This window comes from Streptomyces candidus (assembly GCF_014207445.1).
GTDB classification, from domain to species: domain Bacteria; phylum Actinomycetota; class Actinomycetes; order Streptomycetales; family Streptomycetaceae; genus Streptomyces; species Streptomyces candidus.
In genome coordinates this window covers 1-19354 of record NZ_JACHEM010000007.1, presented here as the reverse complement: position 1 = coordinate 19354, position 19354 = coordinate 1, and the positions used below count along the sequence as shown (strand labels likewise).

The 19354-nt window shown below is 71.4% G+C and carries 18 protein-coding genes and 1 riboswitch; of the genes, 9 read left to right on the top strand and 9 right to left on the bottom strand.

The features are described 5' to 3' along the window. Positions 1-92 precede the first annotated feature (92 nt). Positions 93-2393, top strand: coding sequence for a catalase (locus HNQ79_RS15135; protein ID WP_185031194.1), 2301 nt, complete (start codon positions 93-95; stop codon positions 2391-2393). A 39-nt stretch (positions 2394-2432) separates the two neighbouring features. Beyond that, on the top strand, positions 2433-2978 hold the full coding sequence (locus tag HNQ79_RS15130; protein ID WP_185031192.1) for a nucleotide triphosphate diphosphatase NUDT15: 546 nt from the start codon (positions 2433-2435) through the stop codon (positions 2976-2978). 168 nt (positions 2979-3146) lie between these two features. On the opposite strand, the gene HNQ79_RS15125 is transcribed toward HNQ79_RS15130, so the two are convergent. Genes HNQ79_RS15125 through HNQ79_RS15110 form a run of 4 tightly spaced genes read right to left on the bottom strand, consistent with a single transcriptional unit; the run spans position 3147 to position 9013 of the window. Next, positions 3147-6425 carry an NACHT domain-containing protein gene (locus tag HNQ79_RS15125; RefSeq protein WP_185031190.1) on the bottom strand — a complete coding sequence of 1093 codons (3279 nt, stop codon included), beginning with the start codon at positions 6423-6425 and terminating at the stop codon, positions 3147-3149. Between the two features lie 25 nt (positions 6426-6450). Next, entirely contained in the window at positions 6451-7221 is a 771-nt protein-coding gene (locus HNQ79_RS15120) for an amino acid ABC transporter ATP-binding protein (RefSeq protein WP_185031188.1), read from the bottom strand. After that, positions 7218-8099: an amino acid ABC transporter permease gene (locus HNQ79_RS15115; RefSeq protein WP_185031186.1), complete on the bottom strand. Its 882-nt coding sequence runs from the start codon at positions 8097-8099 to the stop codon at positions 7218-7220. Before HNQ79_RS15115 ends, HNQ79_RS15120 begins: the two co-directional genes overlap by 4 nt. Then, a complete protein-coding gene (locus tag HNQ79_RS15110) occupies positions 8096-9013 on the bottom strand; it encodes an ABC transporter substrate-binding protein (RefSeq protein ID WP_185031184.1) in 918 nt (305 codons plus the stop codon). The genes HNQ79_RS15115 and HNQ79_RS15110 overlap by 4 nt, the downstream gene beginning before the upstream one ends. Positions 9014-9198: 185 nt before the next feature. On the opposite strand from HNQ79_RS15110, the gene HNQ79_RS15105 reads away from it, so the two are divergent. The 3 genes from HNQ79_RS15105 (at position 9199) to HNQ79_RS15095 (ending at position 13283) form a co-directional block, all read left to right on the top strand. Further along, on the top strand, positions 9199-11118 hold the full coding sequence (locus HNQ79_RS15105) for a M64 family metallopeptidase (RefSeq protein WP_229923621.1): 1920 nt from the start codon (positions 9199-9201) through the stop codon (positions 11116-11118). 63 nt (positions 11119-11181) lie between these two features. After that, positions 11182-12474 carry a VWA domain-containing protein gene (locus HNQ79_RS15100; protein ID WP_185031183.1) on the top strand — a complete coding sequence of 431 codons (1293 nt, stop codon included), beginning with the start codon at positions 11182-11184 and terminating at the stop codon, positions 12472-12474. Further along, on the top strand, positions 12474-13283 hold the full coding sequence (locus tag HNQ79_RS15095; protein ID WP_185031182.1) for a hypothetical protein: 810 nt from the start codon (positions 12474-12476) through the stop codon (positions 13281-13283). The genes HNQ79_RS15100 and HNQ79_RS15095 overlap by 1 nt, the downstream gene beginning before the upstream one ends. A 94-nt stretch (positions 13284-13377) precedes the next feature. On the opposite strand, the gene HNQ79_RS15090 is transcribed toward HNQ79_RS15095, so the two are convergent. The 3 genes from HNQ79_RS15090 to HNQ79_RS15080 all read right to left on the bottom strand — a co-directional run bounded on the left by HNQ79_RS15090 (position 13378) and on the right by HNQ79_RS15080 (position 15467). Further along, positions 13378-14202, bottom strand: a complete 825-nt coding sequence (locus HNQ79_RS15090) for an SAM-dependent methyltransferase (protein ID WP_185031181.1) — start codon at positions 14200-14202, stop codon at positions 13378-13380. A gap of 66 nt (positions 14203-14268) precedes the next feature. Then, positions 14269-14484, bottom strand: coding sequence for a DUF397 domain-containing protein (locus tag HNQ79_RS15085; protein ID WP_185031593.1), 216 nt, complete (start codon positions 14482-14484; stop codon positions 14269-14271). Positions 14485-14606: 122 nt separating this feature from the next. Further along, complete coding sequence (locus tag HNQ79_RS15080) at positions 14607-15467, bottom strand: Sco1979 family transcriptional regulator (RefSeq protein ID WP_185031180.1); 861 nt, start codon at positions 15465-15467, stop codon at positions 14607-14609. A 238-nt stretch (positions 15468-15705) separates the two neighbouring features. Between HNQ79_RS15080 and HNQ79_RS15075 the strand changes: the two genes are divergently transcribed. From HNQ79_RS15075 to HNQ79_RS15065, 3 genes are all read left to right on the top strand, one after another. Next, complete coding sequence (locus HNQ79_RS15075) at positions 15706-16224, top strand: ATP-binding protein (protein ID WP_373312595.1); 519 nt, start codon at positions 15706-15708, stop codon at positions 16222-16224. Then, entirely contained in the window at positions 16221-16646 is a 426-nt protein-coding gene (locus HNQ79_RS15070; RefSeq protein WP_185031179.1) for a hypothetical protein, read from the top strand. The genes HNQ79_RS15075 and HNQ79_RS15070 overlap by 4 nt, the downstream gene beginning before the upstream one ends. Positions 16647-16677: 31 nt before the next feature. Continuing rightward, positions 16678-16787, top strand: a riboswitch (SAM riboswitch). 50 nt (positions 16788-16837) lie between these two features. Next, positions 16838-17209, top strand: a complete 372-nt coding sequence (locus HNQ79_RS15065) for a hypothetical protein (RefSeq protein WP_185031178.1) — start codon at positions 16838-16840, stop codon at positions 17207-17209. Positions 17210-17233: 24 nt separating this feature from the next. On the opposite strand, the gene HNQ79_RS15060 is transcribed toward HNQ79_RS15065, so the two are convergent. Together HNQ79_RS15060 and HNQ79_RS15055 are read right to left on the bottom strand one after the other, a co-directional pair. Continuing rightward, positions 17234-17845 carry a thioesterase family protein gene (locus HNQ79_RS15060; RefSeq protein WP_373312600.1) on the bottom strand — a complete coding sequence of 204 codons (612 nt, stop codon included), beginning with the start codon at positions 17843-17845 and terminating at the stop codon, positions 17234-17236. A 45-nt stretch (positions 17846-17890) separates the two neighbouring features. Further along, positions 17891-18793 carry a TetR/AcrR family transcriptional regulator gene (locus HNQ79_RS15055; RefSeq protein ID WP_185031173.1) on the bottom strand — a complete coding sequence of 301 codons (903 nt, stop codon included), beginning with the start codon at positions 18791-18793 and terminating at the stop codon, positions 17891-17893. 178 nt (positions 18794-18971) lie between these two features. On the opposite strand from HNQ79_RS15055, the gene HNQ79_RS15050 reads away from it, so the two are divergent. Further along, complete coding sequence (locus tag HNQ79_RS15050; RefSeq protein WP_185031639.1) at positions 18972-19112, top strand: hypothetical protein; 141 nt, start codon at positions 18972-18974, stop codon at positions 19110-19112. The last annotated feature ends 242 nt before the right edge of the window (positions 19113-19354 follow it).

Sequence of the window (19354 nt, the reverse complement as noted above, 5' to 3'; positions counted from 1 at the left end):
TCAGCGTACTTACCGTGATATATCACCGCGTGCGGGTACCTAGATGCGGTGACCATGCAGGACGACCACGTACGCAGCACGGAGGGAACCCAGTGGACAAGCCCAACCCCCAGTCCGGCTCCAAGTCCAACCCGGTGAAGGAGGCCGCCGAGAAGGTCACCGGAGCCCTGCGCGGCGACTCGGACGACGCCCGGGGCGCCATTCCCGGCCGCCCCGCCCCCGAGCCGCCGCAGGTCGACGAGCCGACGGAGGTACGTCCGCCGCTGCCCCCCAAGCCGGATCAGCGTGGTCCCGCCACCATGAGCCCGACCGGCGAGGCCACCGGTGTCGACCAGGACGTGGTGGCGCAGCGCGACGCCTACCTGACCACGGCGCAGGGCGCCCGGCTCTACGACACCGACCACTCCCTCAAGGCGGGCGAGCGCGGGCCGACGCTGCTCCAGGACCACCACCTCCGCGAGAAGATCACCCACTTCGACCACGAGCGGATCCCGGAGCGGGTCGTGCACGCGCGCGGGGCCGCCGCACACGGCGTCTTCCAGGGGTACGGGACAGCCGCCTCGATCACGAAGGCGGCGTTCCTGGGGAAGGACGTGGAGACGCAGGTCTTTGTCCGCTTCTCCACGGTCCTCGGTTCCCGCGGCTCCGCGGACACGGTGCGTGACACCCGCGGGTTCGCGACGAAGTTCTACACCCACGAGGGCACCTTCGACCTGGTCGGCAACAACATCCCGGTGTTCTTCATCCAGGACGCGATCAAGTTCCCGGACATCATCCACGCCGGCAAGCCGCACCCGGACCGGGAGATCCCGCAGGCGCAGAGCGCGCACGACACGTTCTGGGACTTCGTCACCCTGCACACCGAGGCCACCCACCACACCCTGTGGAACATGTCCGACCGGGGCATCCCGCGCTCGTACCGGATGATGGAGGGCTTCGGCGTCCATACCTTCCGGCTGGTGAACGCGGAGGGCGGAACCACCCTCGCGAAGTTCCACTGGAAGCCGAAGCTGGGCGTGCACTCCCAGGTGTGGGAGGAGGCGCAGATCACCGGCGGCATGGACCCCGACTTCCACCGCCGTGACCTCGCGGACGCGATCGAGGCGGGCGCGTACCCGCAGTGGGAGCTGGGCGTCCAGGTCTTCCCGGACAACCCGGAGCAGGTCTTCGAGGGCATCGACCTCCTGGACCCGACGAACCTGGTTCCGGAGGAGCTGGCTCCGGTGCAGCCGATCGGCCTGCTCACCCTCAACGCCAACCCCACGAACTACTTCGCGGAGACGGAGCAGGTCGCCTTCCACCCGGGGCATCTGGTTCCGGGTATCGACATCACCGACGACCCGCTGCTCACCGGCCGTCTCTTCTCCTACCTCGACACGCAGATCACCCGTCTCGGCGGGCCCAACTTCGGCCAGCTGCCGATCAACCGTCCGCACGCCCCGGTCAACGACATGCTGCGGGACGGCATGCACCAGACCGCCGTGCACAGCGGTACCGCGCCGTACAAGCCCAACTCGCTGGACGGCGGCTGCCCCTTCATGGCGGGCGAGGACGTCTCCGCGTACGTGGAGGTGCCGCAGGCGGTCGCGGCGGGCCGCAAGGTGCGCCAGGCCCCGGCCTCCTTCTCGGACCACTTCAGCCAGCCGCGGCGGTTCTGGCTGAGCATGACGCCGGTGGAGCGGGAGCACATCATCGCCGCGTACACCTTCGAGCTGAACAAGTGCTACGAACAGGCCATCAAGGAGAGGGCGTTGAAGGTCCTCGCCAACATCGACCCGCAGCTGTGCCAGGAGGTGGCGACGGGGCTGGGCCTGCCCGCGCCGGAGCCGACCGTGCCGCTCGCGTCGGTCGAGCCGAGCCCCGCCCTTTCGCAGATCGGGAAGACCTGGCCGACGGACGGCCGCATCATCGGGATCGTGGCCGGCGCGGACGGCGACCTGGCCGGACTGCGGGCCGTGCGGCAGGCGGTCCTGGACGCGGACATGGTGCCGCTGGTGATCGCTCCGGCGGGTGGCAAGCTGGACGTCGGCCAGGGCGAACCGGTCACCGTGCAGCGGACGTTCGCGACCGCGCGCTCGATCGAGTTCGATGCGATCCTGCTCGCGGGCACACCGCAGGCGGGCGCGGACGCGTTCGGGGCACGTGACGCCAAGGCCGACGAGCTGTCGACGGTGACGACCGACCCGAGGGCGCTGCTGCTGGTCTCGGAGGCGTACCGGCACGGCAAGGCCATCGGCGGCTGGAGCGGTGCTCTGCCGGTGCTCGAAGCGGCGGGCGTGCCGGACCTGGCGCCGGGCGTGGTGCTGGGCGACGACGGCGGCGAGGTGCTGCGGACGATCACCGGGCTGCTGGCGAAGCACCGCGTGTGGGAGAGGTTCCCGGCGGTCGCCTGACGCCGGAAGGCGGTGGGGCCCGGGGTAGTGTCGCTGGTCATGAGTACTGTACGACCCGCCGCCACCCCGGGCCCCGCCGGCGCTTCGCCGGTCGCGGCCTCTCCCGCCCCGGGAGCCGTCCCCGATCTGCCGGCCCGCACCTCCCCCGCCCCGAACTCGCTCGTCGGCGTCGGCGTGATCGTCCTCGACACGGCCGGCCGGGTGCTGCTCGGCCTCGCGCACAACGGGGCCTGGGAACTCCCCGGCGGCAAGGTGGACCCCGGCGAGAGCTTCGAGCAGACGGCGGCGCGTGAACTGGCCGAGGAGACGGGCCTGTCGGTGTCCGCCGACACGGTGCGGATCGCGGCGCTCGTGATGGACGGGGCGTACGGCCTGAACAGGATCTCGGCGGCGGCGGTGACCCGGGTGACGGAGGGGGTCGCCCGGGTCATGGAACCGGACAAGATCGCACGGTGGGAGATGTTCGCACCCGACGAGATTCCGGGCACTTTGTTCACCCCGTCGGCGGCGGTGCTGCGGGCGTGGCGCCCGGAGCTGGCACTGCCGCCGACGGACTCGTACCACTACCGGATGAGCGACGGCTGAGCAACCGCCGACCGTCGCACATCGGCCATGCAACTCGCCCCGCCCGTAAGTGCGTTGACGGGGATGTCCCCCATGACGGGCAGGGCCGTCCTGTGCTCCTGCGACTCACGTTGCGGTTACCACTGGTAAGGGGCTGGGGCAGATGGATCGGGACCGTACGGCCGGGGCTCACCCCGGGTCCGCGCCGTAGACCCGTGACAAGAAGCTCGCGATGTACAGCTCGTCCTGCTCCAAGAGCCTCGACGCCGGGCCGGCCGAGACGTCAACCACCCACTGGTGCACTTCCGCCGCCCTCGTCGCGCTGCGGAACACGTGCAGTGTGCGCACGAGGGCCAGGATGAGCACCGGTACCTCGTTCGCAGGCGTCTGCCGGCCGTCTCCGCCCGCCTCGTCGAGTCTGTTCACCGCGATGCGCGCCATCGTCTCCACGAGTTCGTCCGACGCGACCCCCAGAGCGGCCAGCAGCACCTCGGCGACCACCCCCGTCGGCAGCCGGGACGCGTCCGTACGCAGTTGGGCGAGCACCAGTGCGGCGACGCGGTGTCCGAAAGGCCCGTCGAGGTTCCGGGCGTGGTCCAGGAGACGAGCGCATCGCCGGTAATGCTTGGCCAGGTCGTCCGGCGAGTCCCCCAGACTGCTCAGAAGCCACAGCTCCGTCAGGTCGTGCGCGTACGAGGCGGCCGTGCCGCCCCGGGCTTCGCCGAAGAAGCTCGTGACGGCCGCCCCGAAGTGCCGGAACATCGGGTCCACCGCGTGCCGGACGATCGAATCGTTGGTTCCGCCCGCGACCCCCATCTTGTGCTGGATCTCGTACCAGTAAGCCCGCGACCACGAGCGCTCCCATTCGTGGGTGTCGCTGCCCGGTGCGTGGCGGAACACCCAGTACGGGTCGATGGCGTGCGCGGCGAACCCCTCGCCTGACCGCCGCTCCACCGTCAGCTCCCGGCGCCCGTCCGCCCACCCCCACCGGACCTCCAGCGCGAGCGCGAAGTCCGTCCACTCCTGTTCCGTCAGGGCGGAGCGCCACAGCTGGGTGCGGTGCCACCAGATGCCCGCCGGGTCGGCCGCATCCGGGAAGAGCCGGCTCGTGGTGACGCTTCCGCGCAGCAGCACGGTCATCAGGATGAGGTTCGCCTCGTACTTGCCGTGCCTGGCTGCCGTCGCCCGCCGGATCGGCCGGTAGTCGGCGTACTGGTGCGCCCCGCGCTCGCGCGCGTCCTCCATCACCGTGACGAGCAGGGCGGCGAGGCGCTCGCGGTCGTTGTCCGGCAGTTTCGCCAGCCGGGCTTCGACGAAACGCAGCATCTGCCGTGAGGCCAGCAGGTTGTACGACAGCAGCGCGTACAGCAGGTCGTCGTCGACGCTCACCCGGCCCAGCGCCAGTGCGGGGCGCTGCCCGAGCAGCCCGGACAGGATCTGTACGGCGAGCCGCGCGGCCAGGTACTCGCCGAAGGTGGCGTGCAGGAACTCGTAGGTCACGAGCTGGTGTTCGTCCTGGAGGGCCTGGGCGCGCTGTACGAAGAAGAACCGGCCGAGGGCGATCTCCGCCTGGCCGAGCGGGGCCCTGAAGTCGGCGGACCGGAGGTCGGGGCGGCCCAGCAGCGCGGCGAGGTCCTGGTCGAGTTCGTCGGTGGTGATCCACTGGCGGCGCCGGTTGAGGATACCGAAGGCAATGAGGGAGAGCCGCTGGAGTTCGCGTTCGGTGTGGTCGGCCAGCAGACGTTCGTCCAGGCCTTCGCCGGACTTGCCTATCTCGCGGACCGCGAAGGAGGTCAGCAGTTCCTCGTAGAGGTCGGCCGCGCCCAGCGGTTCTCCGCTGCCGGCGTCCTGCTGGAGTGCGTTGTTGGTCGCGTCGTAGAGGGCGAGCATCAGCAGGAGCAACGGCTGGGAGGCCAGTTCGCTGTGCCGGCCCACCACCTCGGCGGAGAGCGGCCGCAGGCCCCGGGCGGTGAAGTGGGGGGCGTTGAGCTCGTTCCAGACGTCCAGCCAGCGGGCGACGTGCGGCTCGCGGAAGGGCTCCAGCCGCAGGGCGACCGTGCCGTCGGGGCAGCGGGCCCGGTCCGCGACGGCGGTCCTGCTGGTGACCAGCGCGTGGACGGGCCGGCCCTGGTCGGCCTCGCGCTGCTGGAACCTGGCGATCCGCAGCAGGTAGTCGGTCTGGCTGACACCCGTCGCCTGCAACAGTTCGTCGAAGCCGTCGAACAGCAGCACCGGCACCGCGCCCGCCGCCGACCGCACCAGTTCCGGCCACGAGACCCGCTCGCCGGTGGCCAGGCGTACCGCGTGCTCGATCTGGTCCTGTACGTCGTCCTCGGCGCGGATCTCCCGGAGGACGATGCGGACGGGCAGGAACCCGGTACCGGGCAGTCTCGCCGCGAGGATCTTCGTCAGGACCGACTTGCCCGCGCCCGGCTGGCCGAGCACCAGCAGGGGGGTGGTCATGGACCCGAGGGAGGTCAGGGACGCGGCGAGGAACTCGGTGAGGTCCGAGCGTACGGGCACCTCCTCCCACCACTCCTCCCCTGCCGGGCCGCTGCTCTCCCCCGCCACATGGGCGACCCGGAAGTCCGGGTCGACGTAGCCCTCGGTGAGAGTCGGCAGGGCGAGGCCGCTGGGGGCTCTCCCTTCGGAGAGGATCGCCTTGTCCAGTGCCGCCCGGTATCCGGCGGTCAGCTGGGCGCCGGCGTGGCCGAGAGCGGGGACGGCGGCGAGACCGGAAAGGGCGGAGCGGATGCCTGCCAGGGACCGGCGTACCTCGTGCCGGGTCGCCCGGTGCTCCATCTGCCCGGACCAGAAGCCGAATTCGGGCACCTCAAGGGCGAGGCGGGCGAACAGTTCCTCGTAGCGTCCCACCGCCCGCCGGTCGAGGCCGCGGAGGGTGGTTTCCGCACGGGACCGTTCGCTCTCCTCCAGCCGCTCCCACACCGCGAGGCCGCGCAGGAACTCCCAGAGCTTGTGGACGGGCGTCCCGTACCAGCCGTAGAGCCGGGTCAAGGTCTGCTCGAAGGGCTGCGTCGGGTTCGGCTGCGGCACCCCCGCGGACAGCAGGGCGCGCACGAAAGAGCCCGCCGCCCCGTCACCGTCGGCGAGGGCGATCTGTTCGCTCCGGGTCAGCTCCAACTCGGCAAGAGAGAAAGGAAGATCGGCCTCCGCCGCCGCTTCGAAGAACGCCGTGAGCACCAGTACCGCGTGTGCCGCAGCGATCTTCTCCGTGCGCTCGGCCCGCTCGGAGGACCCCAGCCGGTCCCGCAGACCGGCCGTCAGGTCCCGTCCCAGGCGCAGCAGCCGCCCCTGAGCGCCGAACAGTCCGAGGACCGCGTCGCTCGCGCCCCCCGTGGCCACGGACAGCGCTCCGCCCAGCGCCCGGTCCGCGGCCGCCAGTGCCTCGCTGTCGCCGCCCAGGATCGCTACCGCGTCCCGGTAACTCACAAGTCGTCGTCCCCGCATGGTCAAGATGTAGCACGCAGCACTGTCAGAGCCGCCCGGCCTCCACAATTCGGCTGAGGAACTGTTGCGTTCGTTCCTGCTGCGGCGCCCCGAACACCTCCGCCGGCGTCCCCCGCTCCAGCACCACCCCGGCGTCCAGGAAGCACACCTGGTCGGCGACTTCGCGGGCGAACCCCATCTCGTGGGTGGCCAGGACCATCGTCATGCCCTCGTCCTTGAGGTCCCGCACCACGCTCAACACTTCCCCGACCAGCTCGGGGTCCAGCGCGGCGGTGATCTCGTCGAGCAGGAGCAGCCGGGGGCGCACCGCCAATGCCCGCACGATGGCGGCGCGTTGCTGCTGGCCGCCGCTCAGCCGGTCCGGGTACTCGTCGGCCTTCTTGCCCAGTCCGAGCCGTTCCAGCAGTTCGCGGGCCCTCCCCTCCGCCTCGGCACGCCCGACGCCGTGCACCCGCCGGGGAGCGAGCGTGACGTTGTCGAGGACGGACATGTGGGGGAAGAGGTTGTACGCCTGGAAGACGACGCCGATCCGCCGGCGCACCTGGTCGGGGTCGGTGCGCGGGTCGGTGATGTCCACGCCGTCGAGAAGGATCGCGCCGTCGTCGATCTCCTCCAGGAGGTTCACGCAGCGCAGCAGCGTCGACTTGCCGGAGCCGGAAGCTCCGATCAGGGCGGTGACCGTGTGCGGGGCGACGTCGAGGTCCACGTCGCGCAGGACGACCGTGCCGCCGCCCTTGCCGTACGTCTTGCGCACGGACTGGAGCCGCAGTACCGGATCCGCGTCGGACGTCGTCATACCGTTCCTCCTTGGGCCCGCTGCCGGTCCATCCGGGCCGTCACCCAGTCCGTGAACCGGGTCATCGGGATGGTCAGCGCGACGAAGACGAGCCCCGCCACGATGTACGGGGTGTAGTTGAAGTCGCGGCTGGCGATGATCTGCGCCGCGTAGACCGCGTCGACCGCGCCCGCGATGGAGACGAGGCCCGTGTCCTTCTGGAGCGAGACGAGGTCGTTGAGCAGCGGGGGTACGACTCTGCGCACCGCTTGCGGCAGCACCACGTACCGCAGCGTCTTGCGGTGGGACAGGCCGAGCGACCTGGCCGCCGCGCGCTGTGAGGGGTGGACGGACTCGATGCCCGCGCGGAAGACCTCGGCGACGTACGCCGAGTACGTCAGGGTCAGGGCGACTCCGCCCAGGATCACCGGCTCTGTCGTGACGCCCGTCAGGCGCAGGGCGGGGACGCCGAAGACGACGATGAGCAGGTTGATGATCAGGGGCAGCCCGCGGAAGAAGTCCGTGTACGCGGTGGCCAGTGCCCGCAGCGGGAAGAAGGCCGGCCCGCGCAGGGTGCGTGCGACGGCGAGCAGCATGCCGAGGACGAGGACGGACGCCCCGCACACCACCAGCAGGCGGAGGTTGAGCCACAGACCGCGCATGACGTCCGGGAACGCCTTCGCGGCGAAGGCCGGGTCGAAGAAGGTCTCGCGGGTCCGCTGCCAGCCCGGGGAGTTGACGACGACCACGTACAGGACCGCCGCCGTGACGAGGGTGCTGATCGCGGCGACGGCGGTGGCACGGCGGGTACGGGCGCGTTTGAAGCGTTCGCGTTCGAGGCGCCGGGCGGAGGGGACGTAGCCGTCCCGATCCGTCGACTCCGCTCTGTGGAGCGTCACTTGAGCACCGGCGCGTCGACGGCGTCCGCCAGCCACTGCTTCTCCAGCTGGGCGAGCGTGCCGTCCTTGCGCAGGGCGTCGACCGCGCCGCTCACGCAGCCGGTCAGCGCGCTGCCCTTGTCGAGTACGAGGCCGAACTGCTCCGCCCTGCCAGGGGTGTCCTCGAACTGGCCGACGACGGTGGCCTCCGGGACTTCGGCGCCGGTGATGTAGAAGGCGGTGGGCAGGTCGACGACGATGGCGTCCACCTGGCCGTTCTTCAACGCCGCCTTGGCCAGGTCGTTCTTCTGGTAGACCGCGGGCCTCTCGCCGGGCCGGATGACCTCGTTGATGACGTCGAGGCTGGTCGTGCCGACCTGCGCGCCGAGTTTCACGCCCTTGAGGTCGGCGACCGAGGTGGCCTTCGCCGCCTTGGAGTTCTTCAGAGCGACGACGGTCTGCCGTACGTCGTAGTAGCCGGAGGAGAAGTCGACGGCCTTCTTGCGGGACTCGCTGATGGAGATCTGGCTGAGGTCGAAGTCGAACTTCTTCTGGCCGGGCGCGAAGGCGTTGTTGAAGGCGACCGTCCGCCAGACGACGTCCTGCTTCGCGTAACCGAGCTTCTCGGCCACCGCGTACGCGACGGCGGACTCGTAGCCCTGGCCGTTCTCGGGGTTGTCGTCCTTGAACCAGGGTGCGTACGCGGGCTTGTCGGTGCCCACCGTCAGCTTGCCCGCCGTCTCGGTGGCCAGTTCGCCCTTCGGGCACGCGTCGCCCGGAGCCGCCGGGCCCGCCGCGGAGGAAGACGGCTCCGGCTGCGGGGCGCAACCGGCTGCGAAGGCCGCCGAGACGACGACCGCGAGGGCGGTGAGGCCGCGGGCCGCACGGTGCGCGGGGCGGTCGGCACGGCGAAGAACAGCACTGTGGGAAGACATGGCAGGGCGCATGGCGCGAGAGTGGCAGTGAGCAGGCGCTTTGTCCACGTCGAATCGATGTTCGTCCGCATTCTGGAACGTGTGACGAGGCGGTGAATTCTTCGCCGCTTCCGGCCCCCGAGCGCAGCTCTTGCGCAACTGGGGCCTCTTTACGCCCAGTTGGCCGCGGTCGTACGCTCCCGGCCATGCGACCCATGCGATCCTCGCGCACCAAGAAGAGATCCGCACTCCTGGCCACGGCGTCCGCGCTCCTCGCCGGCTGCCTCACGGCGGCCGTCACCCCTCCCCCGGCACTCGCCGCCGGCCGCGCTTCCGCCGCACCGGCGGACGCCGTGGTCGTCCCCGTCCAGACCACCGGGCCCGCCGACAAGCGCTTCAACCTCGTCGTCCTCGGCGACGGATACACCGCCGCCGAACTCCCCGGGTTCCGGGCGGACGTCGAGAAGCACATGAACGTGCTGTGGAGCATCGAGCCGTTCGCCTCCTACCGCTCCTACATCAACGTGTGGGCGGTCCAGACGCCCTCCCCCGAGTCCGGTGTCGACTGCGACCCGGGCCTCACCGACGCCCGCCGTGACACCCCGCTCGACATGGCGTTCTGGGGCGGCTGCAACGCGGGCAGCGTGCAACGGCTGCTGACCGTCGACACGAGGAAGGCGGACGCCGCCGCCGATCTCGTACCGGGCACGAAGGGCGCCAACCGGCAGATCGTTGCCCTCGCCAACAGCGAGACCTACGGAGGCGCGGGCGGTGCCTGGGCCACCGCATCCGGCGGCAACGCCCTCTCCGCCCTCATCACCCCGCACGAGATCGGCCACTCCCTCGGCAAGCTCGACGACGAGTACGACTACTACGGGCGCGGCGTCCCCGGCGGCACCTACCGGGGCGGCGAACCGGCTTCGACCCACCACACCCTCCTCACCGAGCAGGAGATGCGTGCCAAGCAGCAGAAGTGGTGGCGCTGGCTCGGCGAGGAGAGCCTCTCCGGCGGGCGCATCGGCCGTCACGAGGGCGGCCTGTACTCCACCAAGGGCGTCTGGCGGCCGAGCAAGCACTCGATGATGAAAACCCTCGGCTACGACTTCGATCAGGTCGAGCGCGAGGTGATGACCCAGGCCATCTCGAACAAGGTGAACCTGGTGCAGGACCACACCCCGAACACCGCCGCCCTCGGCACCGACCGCACCGTCTGGGTGGACACCCTGCACCCGGTGGGCGGCGCGCTGGACGTGGTCTGGCGACTGGACGGCACGGTGGTGCCGCGTACGTACGGCGCGAGAAGTCTCGACCTGAGGCGGCTGCACGTAGGCAGGGGCCCGCACACCCTGACCGCCACCGTCACCGATCCGACCCCCTTCGTACGGGACCCCGCGGTGCGCGCCTCCACCGCGCTGAGCCGTACCGTGAGCTGGACCGTGGACCGTACGGTACGCACCCGGCACACCGAGGGGCGGGCGCGGTTCACCGGACACACCGCCACCGACAGGCCGGTCGGCGCACGCTCCGTCGTGTACGCCGACACCTCCCACCCGAGCACCCGCCGCTCCCCCGCCGTCCACTGGACGCTCGACGGGCGGCCCGTCGCCACCGGCCGCGGCAACGACCGCGATCTCGACCTGAGCAAGCTCTCCCTGACCGGCGGCCGCACGCACACTCTCCAGGCCCGCACCGGCGGCTCCGTGCTGAGGTGGACCGTCGACGCGACGCGGGCCACCACCTCGTACGTGCTCTCGAAGCCGCTGCGCACGGTGCAACGGCCCGGTGAGCCCGTCGAGTACGTCTACGACGGACCGTTCACCATGAAGCTGAGCGCGACGGACGACCAGCGGGGCGCGACGGTCACACAGTTCCGGGTCAACGGGGACGGCTGGTACACGTACTACGGCTGGCCGACGGATGCCGCGGCCCCGTGGCGCTTCACCCCGTCCGGCACAAACGTCGACGACCTCGTGTACGGCAAGCTCGGCACCCCCCGGCTGGTGCCGTGGGACGACGCGACGCCGGAGTACCGGACGCACACCGTCGAGTACCGCACGATCGACGCGGCGGGGAACGTCGCGCCCGCGAGGAAGTTCCTGGTCACGCTGACACCGCCGCGGCCGTAGTTCCCTCTCCGACGCAGCGGCCGCGTTTTGTGCAGGGCTGACGATCTTTCATAGGATCCGGCGATGATCACAAGGAAACGACTGGCGGCCGGAGCGTGCGGCACACTGCTCGCCGCCCTGGCCGCCGGGCTGCTGCCGGCCGCCGCTGCCGCAGACGACCGGCTGGACACGACGGAGGGGGCGCCCACGGAGGCCCCCAAGGTCGAACTCGTGCTGGACGTCAGCGGTTCGATGCGGGCCAGGGACATCGACGGGCAGTCCCGGATGGCCGCGGCCAAGCAGGCCTTCAACGAGGTGCTGGACGCAACACCCGAGGAAGTCCGTCTGGGCATACGGACGTTGGGCGCCGACTACGCGGGCTCCGACAAACAGCTCGGCTGCAAGGACACCCGGCAGCTCTACCCGGTCGGCAAGCTCGACCGGACCGAGGCCAAGGCCGCCGTCGCCACGCTCGCCCCCACCGGCTTCACCCCGGTGGGGCCGGCGCTGCTCGGCGCGGCGAAGGACCTGGAGGGTGGCGACACCACCCGGCGGATCGTGCTCATCACGGACGGCGAGGACACCTGCGGTCCCCTCGACCCGTGCGTCGTGGCCCGCGAGATCGCCGCGAAGGGCACCAGCCTGGTGATCGACACGCTCGGCCTGGTGCCCAACGCGAAGATCCGCCAGCAGCTCACCTGCATCGCCGAGGCGACCGGCGGCACCTACACCGCCGTGCAGCACAAGGACCAGCTCTCCCAGCGCGTCAAGCAGCTGGTGGAGCGGGCGGCCGACCCGGTGGTGACGCCGGTCGCCACCAAGGGCGGTACCTCGTGCACCGGCGCACCGAAGCTGGGCGCCGGTCTCTACACCGACCGGGAGCAGTTCGGCGAGCACCGCTGGTACCAGGTGTCGGTGAAGCCCGGCCAGGAGTTGCGCGCGTCGGTGAGCGTCGGCGCGGACCGGGCGGTCGACAACGACTACGGGGTGCTGGTGCGCGCCTCCACGCTGAGCGGTCGCGAGATCGTGCGCGGCCAGGAGTCCGGCGACGGGCGCACGGACGTGATCTCGTCCGGGCTGCGTTACCCCAAGGCGGACATAGAGACGGAGAGGGGTCAGGAACCGCCGGCCGAGACGGTGTGCCTGCGGGTGAGCAGCTCGTTCTCCGCCCCGCCGTCGGTGAAGACCGCCCCGGGCCTGCCGGTGGAACTGTCCATCGACCTGGTGGACTCTCCTTCGAACGCCTCCGACGTCGCGTCCTTCGGGCTCGGACACGGCTGGTGGCTGCTGGGCGTGATGGCGCTCGTCGGCCTTCTCGCCGGGCTGATCACCGGCTGGGTGTCACGCTGGCGCGTAGCGGTCTGGAGGACCAACTGATGCGTACGACATGTGTGTTGACGGCAGCCCTGCTCGCGGGAGCGGTTCTCGCGGGCGGCGCTCCGGCGGCGGTCGCGGACGAGACCCCGTCCCCGCCGCCGAGCACGGACGCCACGGCACCCACGGAAGCCGGTACGTCCTTCCGTACGGCCGCCGCGGTCCGGCCCGGTCAGCTCGCCACGGCGGGCGCGTCCACCGGCGACTACCTGTACTGGGTGTTCCCGGCCGACGCGGGCCAGAACGCGACCGTACGGGCGAGGGTGGCGCTGCCCCCGGCCGCTCAGCGCCACGGGGCACAGACCTGGCAACTGGACGTGTACGACGGTCTGAGAAGGCGGCAGGCGTGCACGTTCGGCGCGTCGACGGCGACCGCGCAGAAGGACACGGAGTCGGTGGAGCTGGCGTGTCACCTGCGTACGGTGCGGGCCTGGGCGGAGCAGTCGTCCAACGATCCGTTGCCCGGCTCGTACTACGTACGGCTGACGGTGACCGGGTTGGCCGATGACGACCTCGGGCTCCCGGCGCGTACCGAGGTGCGGGCGGATGTGGCGGACGCGGGCGGGTCACGGGCGGTCGACGGGTCGCTGACCGCGCCGCTGGTGCCGGGGGCGAGCACCGCGGAGGACGTGAAGCAGCCGAAGCAGGCGGTGGCCGCCGCGGCGCCGGAGGACGGCTGGACGTCCGGCACCTGGTCGTCCCGGTGGATCTGGACGGCGGCGGGCGCGGCGCTGGCCGCGCTGGCGGGCCTGGCGGGGTATGCGCTGACGCGGGGCGCGGGCCGCCCCTCACGGATGTCGCCATCGGCCTGACGTCGACGCAATACCGTGTGGCGCGGGTCGGTTCGCGCTCGCGCCACACTCTTTCTCGGCGTCGGGGGACCGTTCGCGCCGCCCCGTCAACCGATCAGGCCTTGCGGGCCACGCCCACCCAGCCCGGGATCGGGTCGTCGCCCGTGACCGGGACGGGCTCGCCCAGTTCAGGTCGCCACTCGGCGGACAGGGACACTCCGGGCTCGACCAGTTCGTAGCCGTCGAAGAAGCGGGCGACCTGTTCGCGCGTGCGCGGCTGGAGGGTCAGGCCGCGCGCCTTGTACATCGCGGCGGCCTTGTCCGCGCCCTCCGGGTCGAAGTCGCGGGCGACGTGCGTCAGGACGAGGTAACTGCCGCTTGCCAGGCGGTCCATGAGACTGCGCACGATGTCGTACGCACCCTCCTCGTCACCGATGAAGTGCAGCAGCGCGACCAGCGAGAGTGCGAGGGGGCGCTCGAAGTCGAGAGTCTTTCCCGCGTGTTCGAGGATCGCCGCGGGTTCGCGGGCGTCGGCCTGGATGTACTCCGTGGCGCCCTGCGGGGTGCTGCGCAGCAGGGCTTCCGCGTGCGCGAGCACGATGGGGTCGTTGTCGCAGTAGACGATGCGGGCGTCGGGGGCGATGCCCTGGGCGACCTGGTGGAGGTTGGGTTCGGTGGGTATCCCGGTTCCGATGTCGAGGAACTGGCGCACGCCGTTCTCGGCGAGCCAGCGGGTGGCCCGGTGCATCACCGCACGGTTGACGCGGGCCATGTCCCGTCCGCGTGGGTCGAGTTGCAGGAGCTGCTGGGCCATCTCCTCGTCGACCGGATAGTTGTCCTTCCCGCCGAGGAACCAGTCGTACATCCGGGCCGGGTGCGGCTTGCTGGTGTCGATCACGACGGGTGCGGAGCTGCCGGTGGTGCGGTCCTGCCCGGTCATGGGGCTCTCCTCGGGGTCACGTGGCACAGGTCGAAGCGGATGTGCGGGGCATCGGGCGGTGACTCATCAGGTGAGGAGGAAGTCCGCCTTGCCGGACTTCGCCCCCTGGATGAAGGCGGCGATCTCCCCGGGGGTGTAGATGAGCGCGGGCCCTTCGGGGTCGGCCGACTGGCGTATGGCGACCCGGCCGTCGGCGAGCTTCATGGTCTCGACGCAGTTGCCGCCGTTGCCGCCGCTCCAGGGCTTGGACCAGCCCTCGGCGGGCAGGTCGCCCGCGGGCATGCCGTTGTAGATGCGGTGGCCCGGCCGGTGGTCCGCGCGCCGATCGGAGCGGCGGTCGGCGGAGCGGTCGGCCGGACGGTCGACGCCGCGGCCGGCACGGGGGGTGCGGGACATTGTGGGGTTCAGAGCTCCTTGCGGAAATCCGCGAGGATCTCCTTGGTGCGTGGTGCGGTGGCGGCCTGCGCCGCCATGCGGTCCATGACTTCGAGGTGGGTCGCCACTTCGAGGCGCGCGTCGAGGTACACGGCGCCCGTCAGGTACTCGCTGTAGACCATGTCGGGCAGTTCCGGCACGGCGAACCGGAACAGGACGAAGGGCCCGTACGTACCCGGGTGCGGCCCCGCGGCGAACTCCGCGAGCTGGAGGGTGACGTGGGGCAGGTCGGCCACCTCCAGGAGCCGGTCCAGCTGGGCGCGCATCACGTCCGGGCCGCCCGCCGGGCGGCGCAGCGCCGTCTCGTCCATGATCGCCCAGAGGGTCGGGGCGTTCGGCCCGGTGAGCAGCGCCTGGCGTTCCATACGCAGGGCGACGTGCCGTTCCACGTCCTTGGGACGGGTCTGGCCGATGGCGCCGGTGCGCATGACCGCGCGGGCGTAGTCCTCGGTCTGGAGCAGTCCCGGCACGAAGTGCGGGTCGTACGACCTGACGAGGGAGGCGGCGCCCTCCAGGCTCACGTACATGCTGAACCAGTCGGGCAGGATCGAGTGGAAGCGCTGCCACCAGCCGGGCCGGTTGGCCTCCTGGGTCAGCTCGACGAAGGCGTCGCAGTCCTCGTCGCTGCTTCCGTACGCCTTGAGCAGCAGCTGTACGTAGGGAATCTTGAGGGTGACCTCGGCGGTCTCCATCCGGCGGACGGTCGCAGGTGCGACGTGCAGCACCTTGGCCGCCTGGTCGCGCGTCATGCCCGCGCGCTCGCGCAGGTCCTGGAGCCGCTTGCCGAGCACGACCTGTCCGACGGTCGGGGCCGACCGCGGTTCACTCATCGAAAGCCTCCCCGTAACTGACCGTGACTGATTCGGCGTTGTGCTCTACGTGCTGTTGCGATGCAGTGTGCCACGCGTTCTCGATCTCCGAAATGGCACTCTGAAATTTTCAGAGTGCCTCTTGCCAAGTGACGAGGACAGAGGGAGAGTTGCAGCGTGAACTGGTTCATGCGGCTGCCGCGCACCGCACCGGGGGAGGCGGGGTGCGGCGGTCGCCCCCCATGGTGAGGATGCGGTCGTGGTACCTGGCTCCACGCTCTTTCCCCAGGTCATGGGCCCGCATCACGGGGCTCGTGTCCGACGGTACGGTTTCGCCCTGCCCGCATGTCCGGAGTCCGTCGTACGCGCACGGCATCTCACGACCGACCGGCTGGCCTACTGGGGCCTGTTCGGACAGCTGGGCGACACGGCGGCCCTGATCGTCTCGGAACTGGTCACCAATGCGGTGATCCACACGGCCAGCGAGCGGTTCCGCTGTGAACTCACCGACAGCGACGGTCGGCTGCGGATCTCCGTCCAGGACGAGGGTGCGTGCCCGGACGGCCCGCACTTGGACCGTTCGGCGCGGGCCGCGAGCGAGTCGACCGCGAGCGAGCACGGGCGCGGGCTGCTGCTCGTCGACGCGGTGTGCGACACGTGGGGCTCGCAGGAGCACGAGGGTCCCGGACCGGACGGCGGCCGTACCGTGTGGGCGGAACTCACCCACGGCTGCTCCCCCCGGGGCGAAGCCGACATGTCCGGCAGCGGGCTGCGATGAGCCATCGTCTCGCCGACCGGCTGACCCGGATGCGCCGCACGGGTGCCGGTACCGGTGCGGGCGGCCCGTCCCGGCTGCTGCTGCCGCCCGCCCTCGACCACACCCCCCTCGGCTGCGACGCCGTGGGTCTGCCCGCCCACTACGGGCAGCGGCTGCTGGACCAACTGTCCCGTCCCGGCTGTGTGTTCGCCGACGGGGACCTCTGGTGGTGGATCGTTCCCTCCGGTTCCGACCTCGGGCTGCCCTGGCCGGAACCCGCGCAGTACGCGGCGGAGGCGCGCGTCCCCGCCACCCGGCCCCGCCTCGTCCACACGCCGCAGGGCCCGGCCCCGTACACCCCGCCGATCCCCCTCTACCTGATGGTCTGCCGCCTGGCGGGAACGGCGCCCGTCTGGTCGGACGGCCTTACGGCACCTGCCTGACCTGCGCGTTCCCTCTGTTACGGTTTTCGCGGGTCACGAGTTCCAGCGTCAAGCCCCGGCTCGCTGGACGGCATCCCGCCCGCTGCGGGTGCCCCGGGTGACGACCCGCCCCGTCGCGCTGTGCACGGGGAACGGCGGATCACCGGGGCTGCGGCGCCGGGGTCCATGACAGGCGGAGGCATCACCGCGCCATGGAATCCACCCCCCTTCCCGGCCCCGCGCCCGTTCCGCAGGGCCCGTGCCGCAGGTACTCGCCCGGCCACCACGTGCACTGGATCCAGGCCCGCAAGTGCTGCGAGGAGCCCGGCGAACTGCACGAGCTGCTGCTGTCGGCGGCCGATGTGCGGGACGACGGCTGGATCACCCTGTACGAGGTCGACGGCCGGCTCGGGCACCGCTTCCGCGCCTGGTACCACCGCCCGGACCAGTTGCGCACGAAACTCCGCGCACATCAGGGCCTCGTACGCTGGCAGCCGCGCTGGAAGCTGCTCTGGCTGTCGGTTCCCGGCAGCGCGGCGAACACCCTCATGTACCTGGCGCCGGACGGGCCCAGCCGCTGCTGATCAGGGCGGCCCGCGCGGTGGCGCTCAAGCGCGCGGGTCCGCGACCGCGGCGATGGAGCGGCCCGCCCAGCACGGGGCGTCCTCGGTGAGGGATTCCAGCCGCTGCCTGACGGCCTCGGGGAACGGGGTGGCGCTTCCCGCCTGCCGGTCGACGTGGACGGCGAGTACCTCGGTGGTGGCCGCCGGCTCGGCCTCGGTCGGCAGGGTCGCGGGGGATGCCTCCACCGCGCCCTCGACGCCGTGAAGCCCGGCCACCGCCTCCACGTTCCTGACCCCGTCGAGGACGAACAGCTCGTGCGCGTAGCGGACCTTCTCCGCGGCGGCGCCCAGGATCCGGGTGCGGATGGCGAGCCGGGCACCCTCGGGGACGTCGCTCAGGTACCGGAGGTGCGTCTCGACCGTGCGGAGGGTGCAGCCGGTGGACTCGCGGTAGCCCCCGTGCAGACCCGTCTCGATCATCATGGCGTCGGTGGCGTATCCGAAGACGAGGACGGCGAAGGCCTCGCTCATATGGCCGTGGTGGTCGATCCACTCGGGCCGGACGGTGTGGTGGACCAGCGGCAGGCAGTCGACCACCGGTACCTCGGCGGTATCGGTGACGTCAGCGGTGTCGGCCGGGCCGACGTCCTGGTTCACGGACATGCGTATCTCCTCGGTGGGGGGGCGGCGGGTTACGGAGCGTCAGGAGGCGGGCCGGGCCAGGGTCGCCGCCACGTACCTGCGCAGGGCCGCGTGCATGTCCTCGGCGGTGGTGGAGCCCGGCGCGGGCGCGTCCGGCGCGGCGGCCAGCACCTGGGCGGCGAGCCCGTCGACGAGCGCGGTCAGGCCGAGGGCGGTGGCGCGCGGATCGGCGTCGGGCCGGAAGACGCCCTGCGCGACTCCGCGTCGTACGACGTCGGCGACGGTGTCCCGCCACTGCCGGTAGTACTCGCCGTGCAGGCGTCCCACGGCGGTGGACCGTGCCGCCTCGGCCCACAGGTCGAGCCAGACGCGCCACCTGCGGCGCTGCTGCTCGCCGTAGGGGGTCTGGAGCTCGATGAGCCGGCGCAGTTCGTCGGCCGCGTCCCGTGCCCCGGACAGGCGGGCGGCCCGGCGGGCGGTGTCCTCGTCGATGCACCGGCGCACGGCTGCTTCGAGCAGGTCGTCGCGGCCGGGGAAGTGATAGTGGATGGTGGCGGTGCTGGTGGCACACGCCGCGGCGATGTCGGCGACGCGGACGGCGTGGTAGCCGTGCTCGGCGATCAGCCGGACGGTCTCGCGCACGATCTGAAGGGGCCGTCCGCCGTCGGGGACGGCGTCCGCGGATACGACGCGCACGCGCCGTCCCCGACCCGCTCCCCCGGGGGTACGGGTCGACCCCAGCAGCCAGGCGGCGTCGGCCCCCGCGGTGTCGGCGATGCGGGCCAGTTCCGCGGCGGTGAAGCGGCGGGTGCCGCCCAGCGAGCGGGACAGCTTGGAGGGGTCCATGACGATCCGCCGGGCGAACTCCCGCTGGCTGACCCCGGCGGCCGCGATGACCTGCCGCACCCGGTCGGCCACGGCGGACGCGCTGCCGGACCGTGGCTCGGCCGCTTCGTGATCCATGGCCAGTCACCGTACTCACGCGTTGAGCGGATCTCAACACCGGTCCGCTTCCACGTGCGCTCGGTTGTCCTGACTCAACCGTCAGCCAGGTGCGCGGCGCGGGGGCTCCCGCAGAGTTTGACGCAGCCTTCACCTGCGGCTCTTGTGCCCGGCCCGCAACTCGGCAATCGTCCCGATCATGACAGAGACGCCCGCACCCGCCACCGACTCCGCCACCGACTCCCCGTCCGCCCGCCGCCCGGCCCGCCAGTTGCTCGCGGCCTCCGTGGGCAATGCCGTGGAGTGGTACGACTGGTACTGTCCGACGGGTTCGGACTGAGCTGCGGAGAGATCGCTGCGGCGTGCGAATCGGCCGCCCAACAGCCTCTTTTAACTTCCCGCCACTTCACTGAACTTCACGGGACTTTAGGTTCTGGCCCTCCCCGCAGACTCCCCACGTCGCACTTCCTCCCCAGATTCTCCCCGGCTGGACCGGCCAGTGCGGAACCCCCGCCGGGTACAGGGCGCACTCCCGTCACCGCATCCCCCACTGCGATCCGTGTCGCCAGGCCGAGGCGGCGG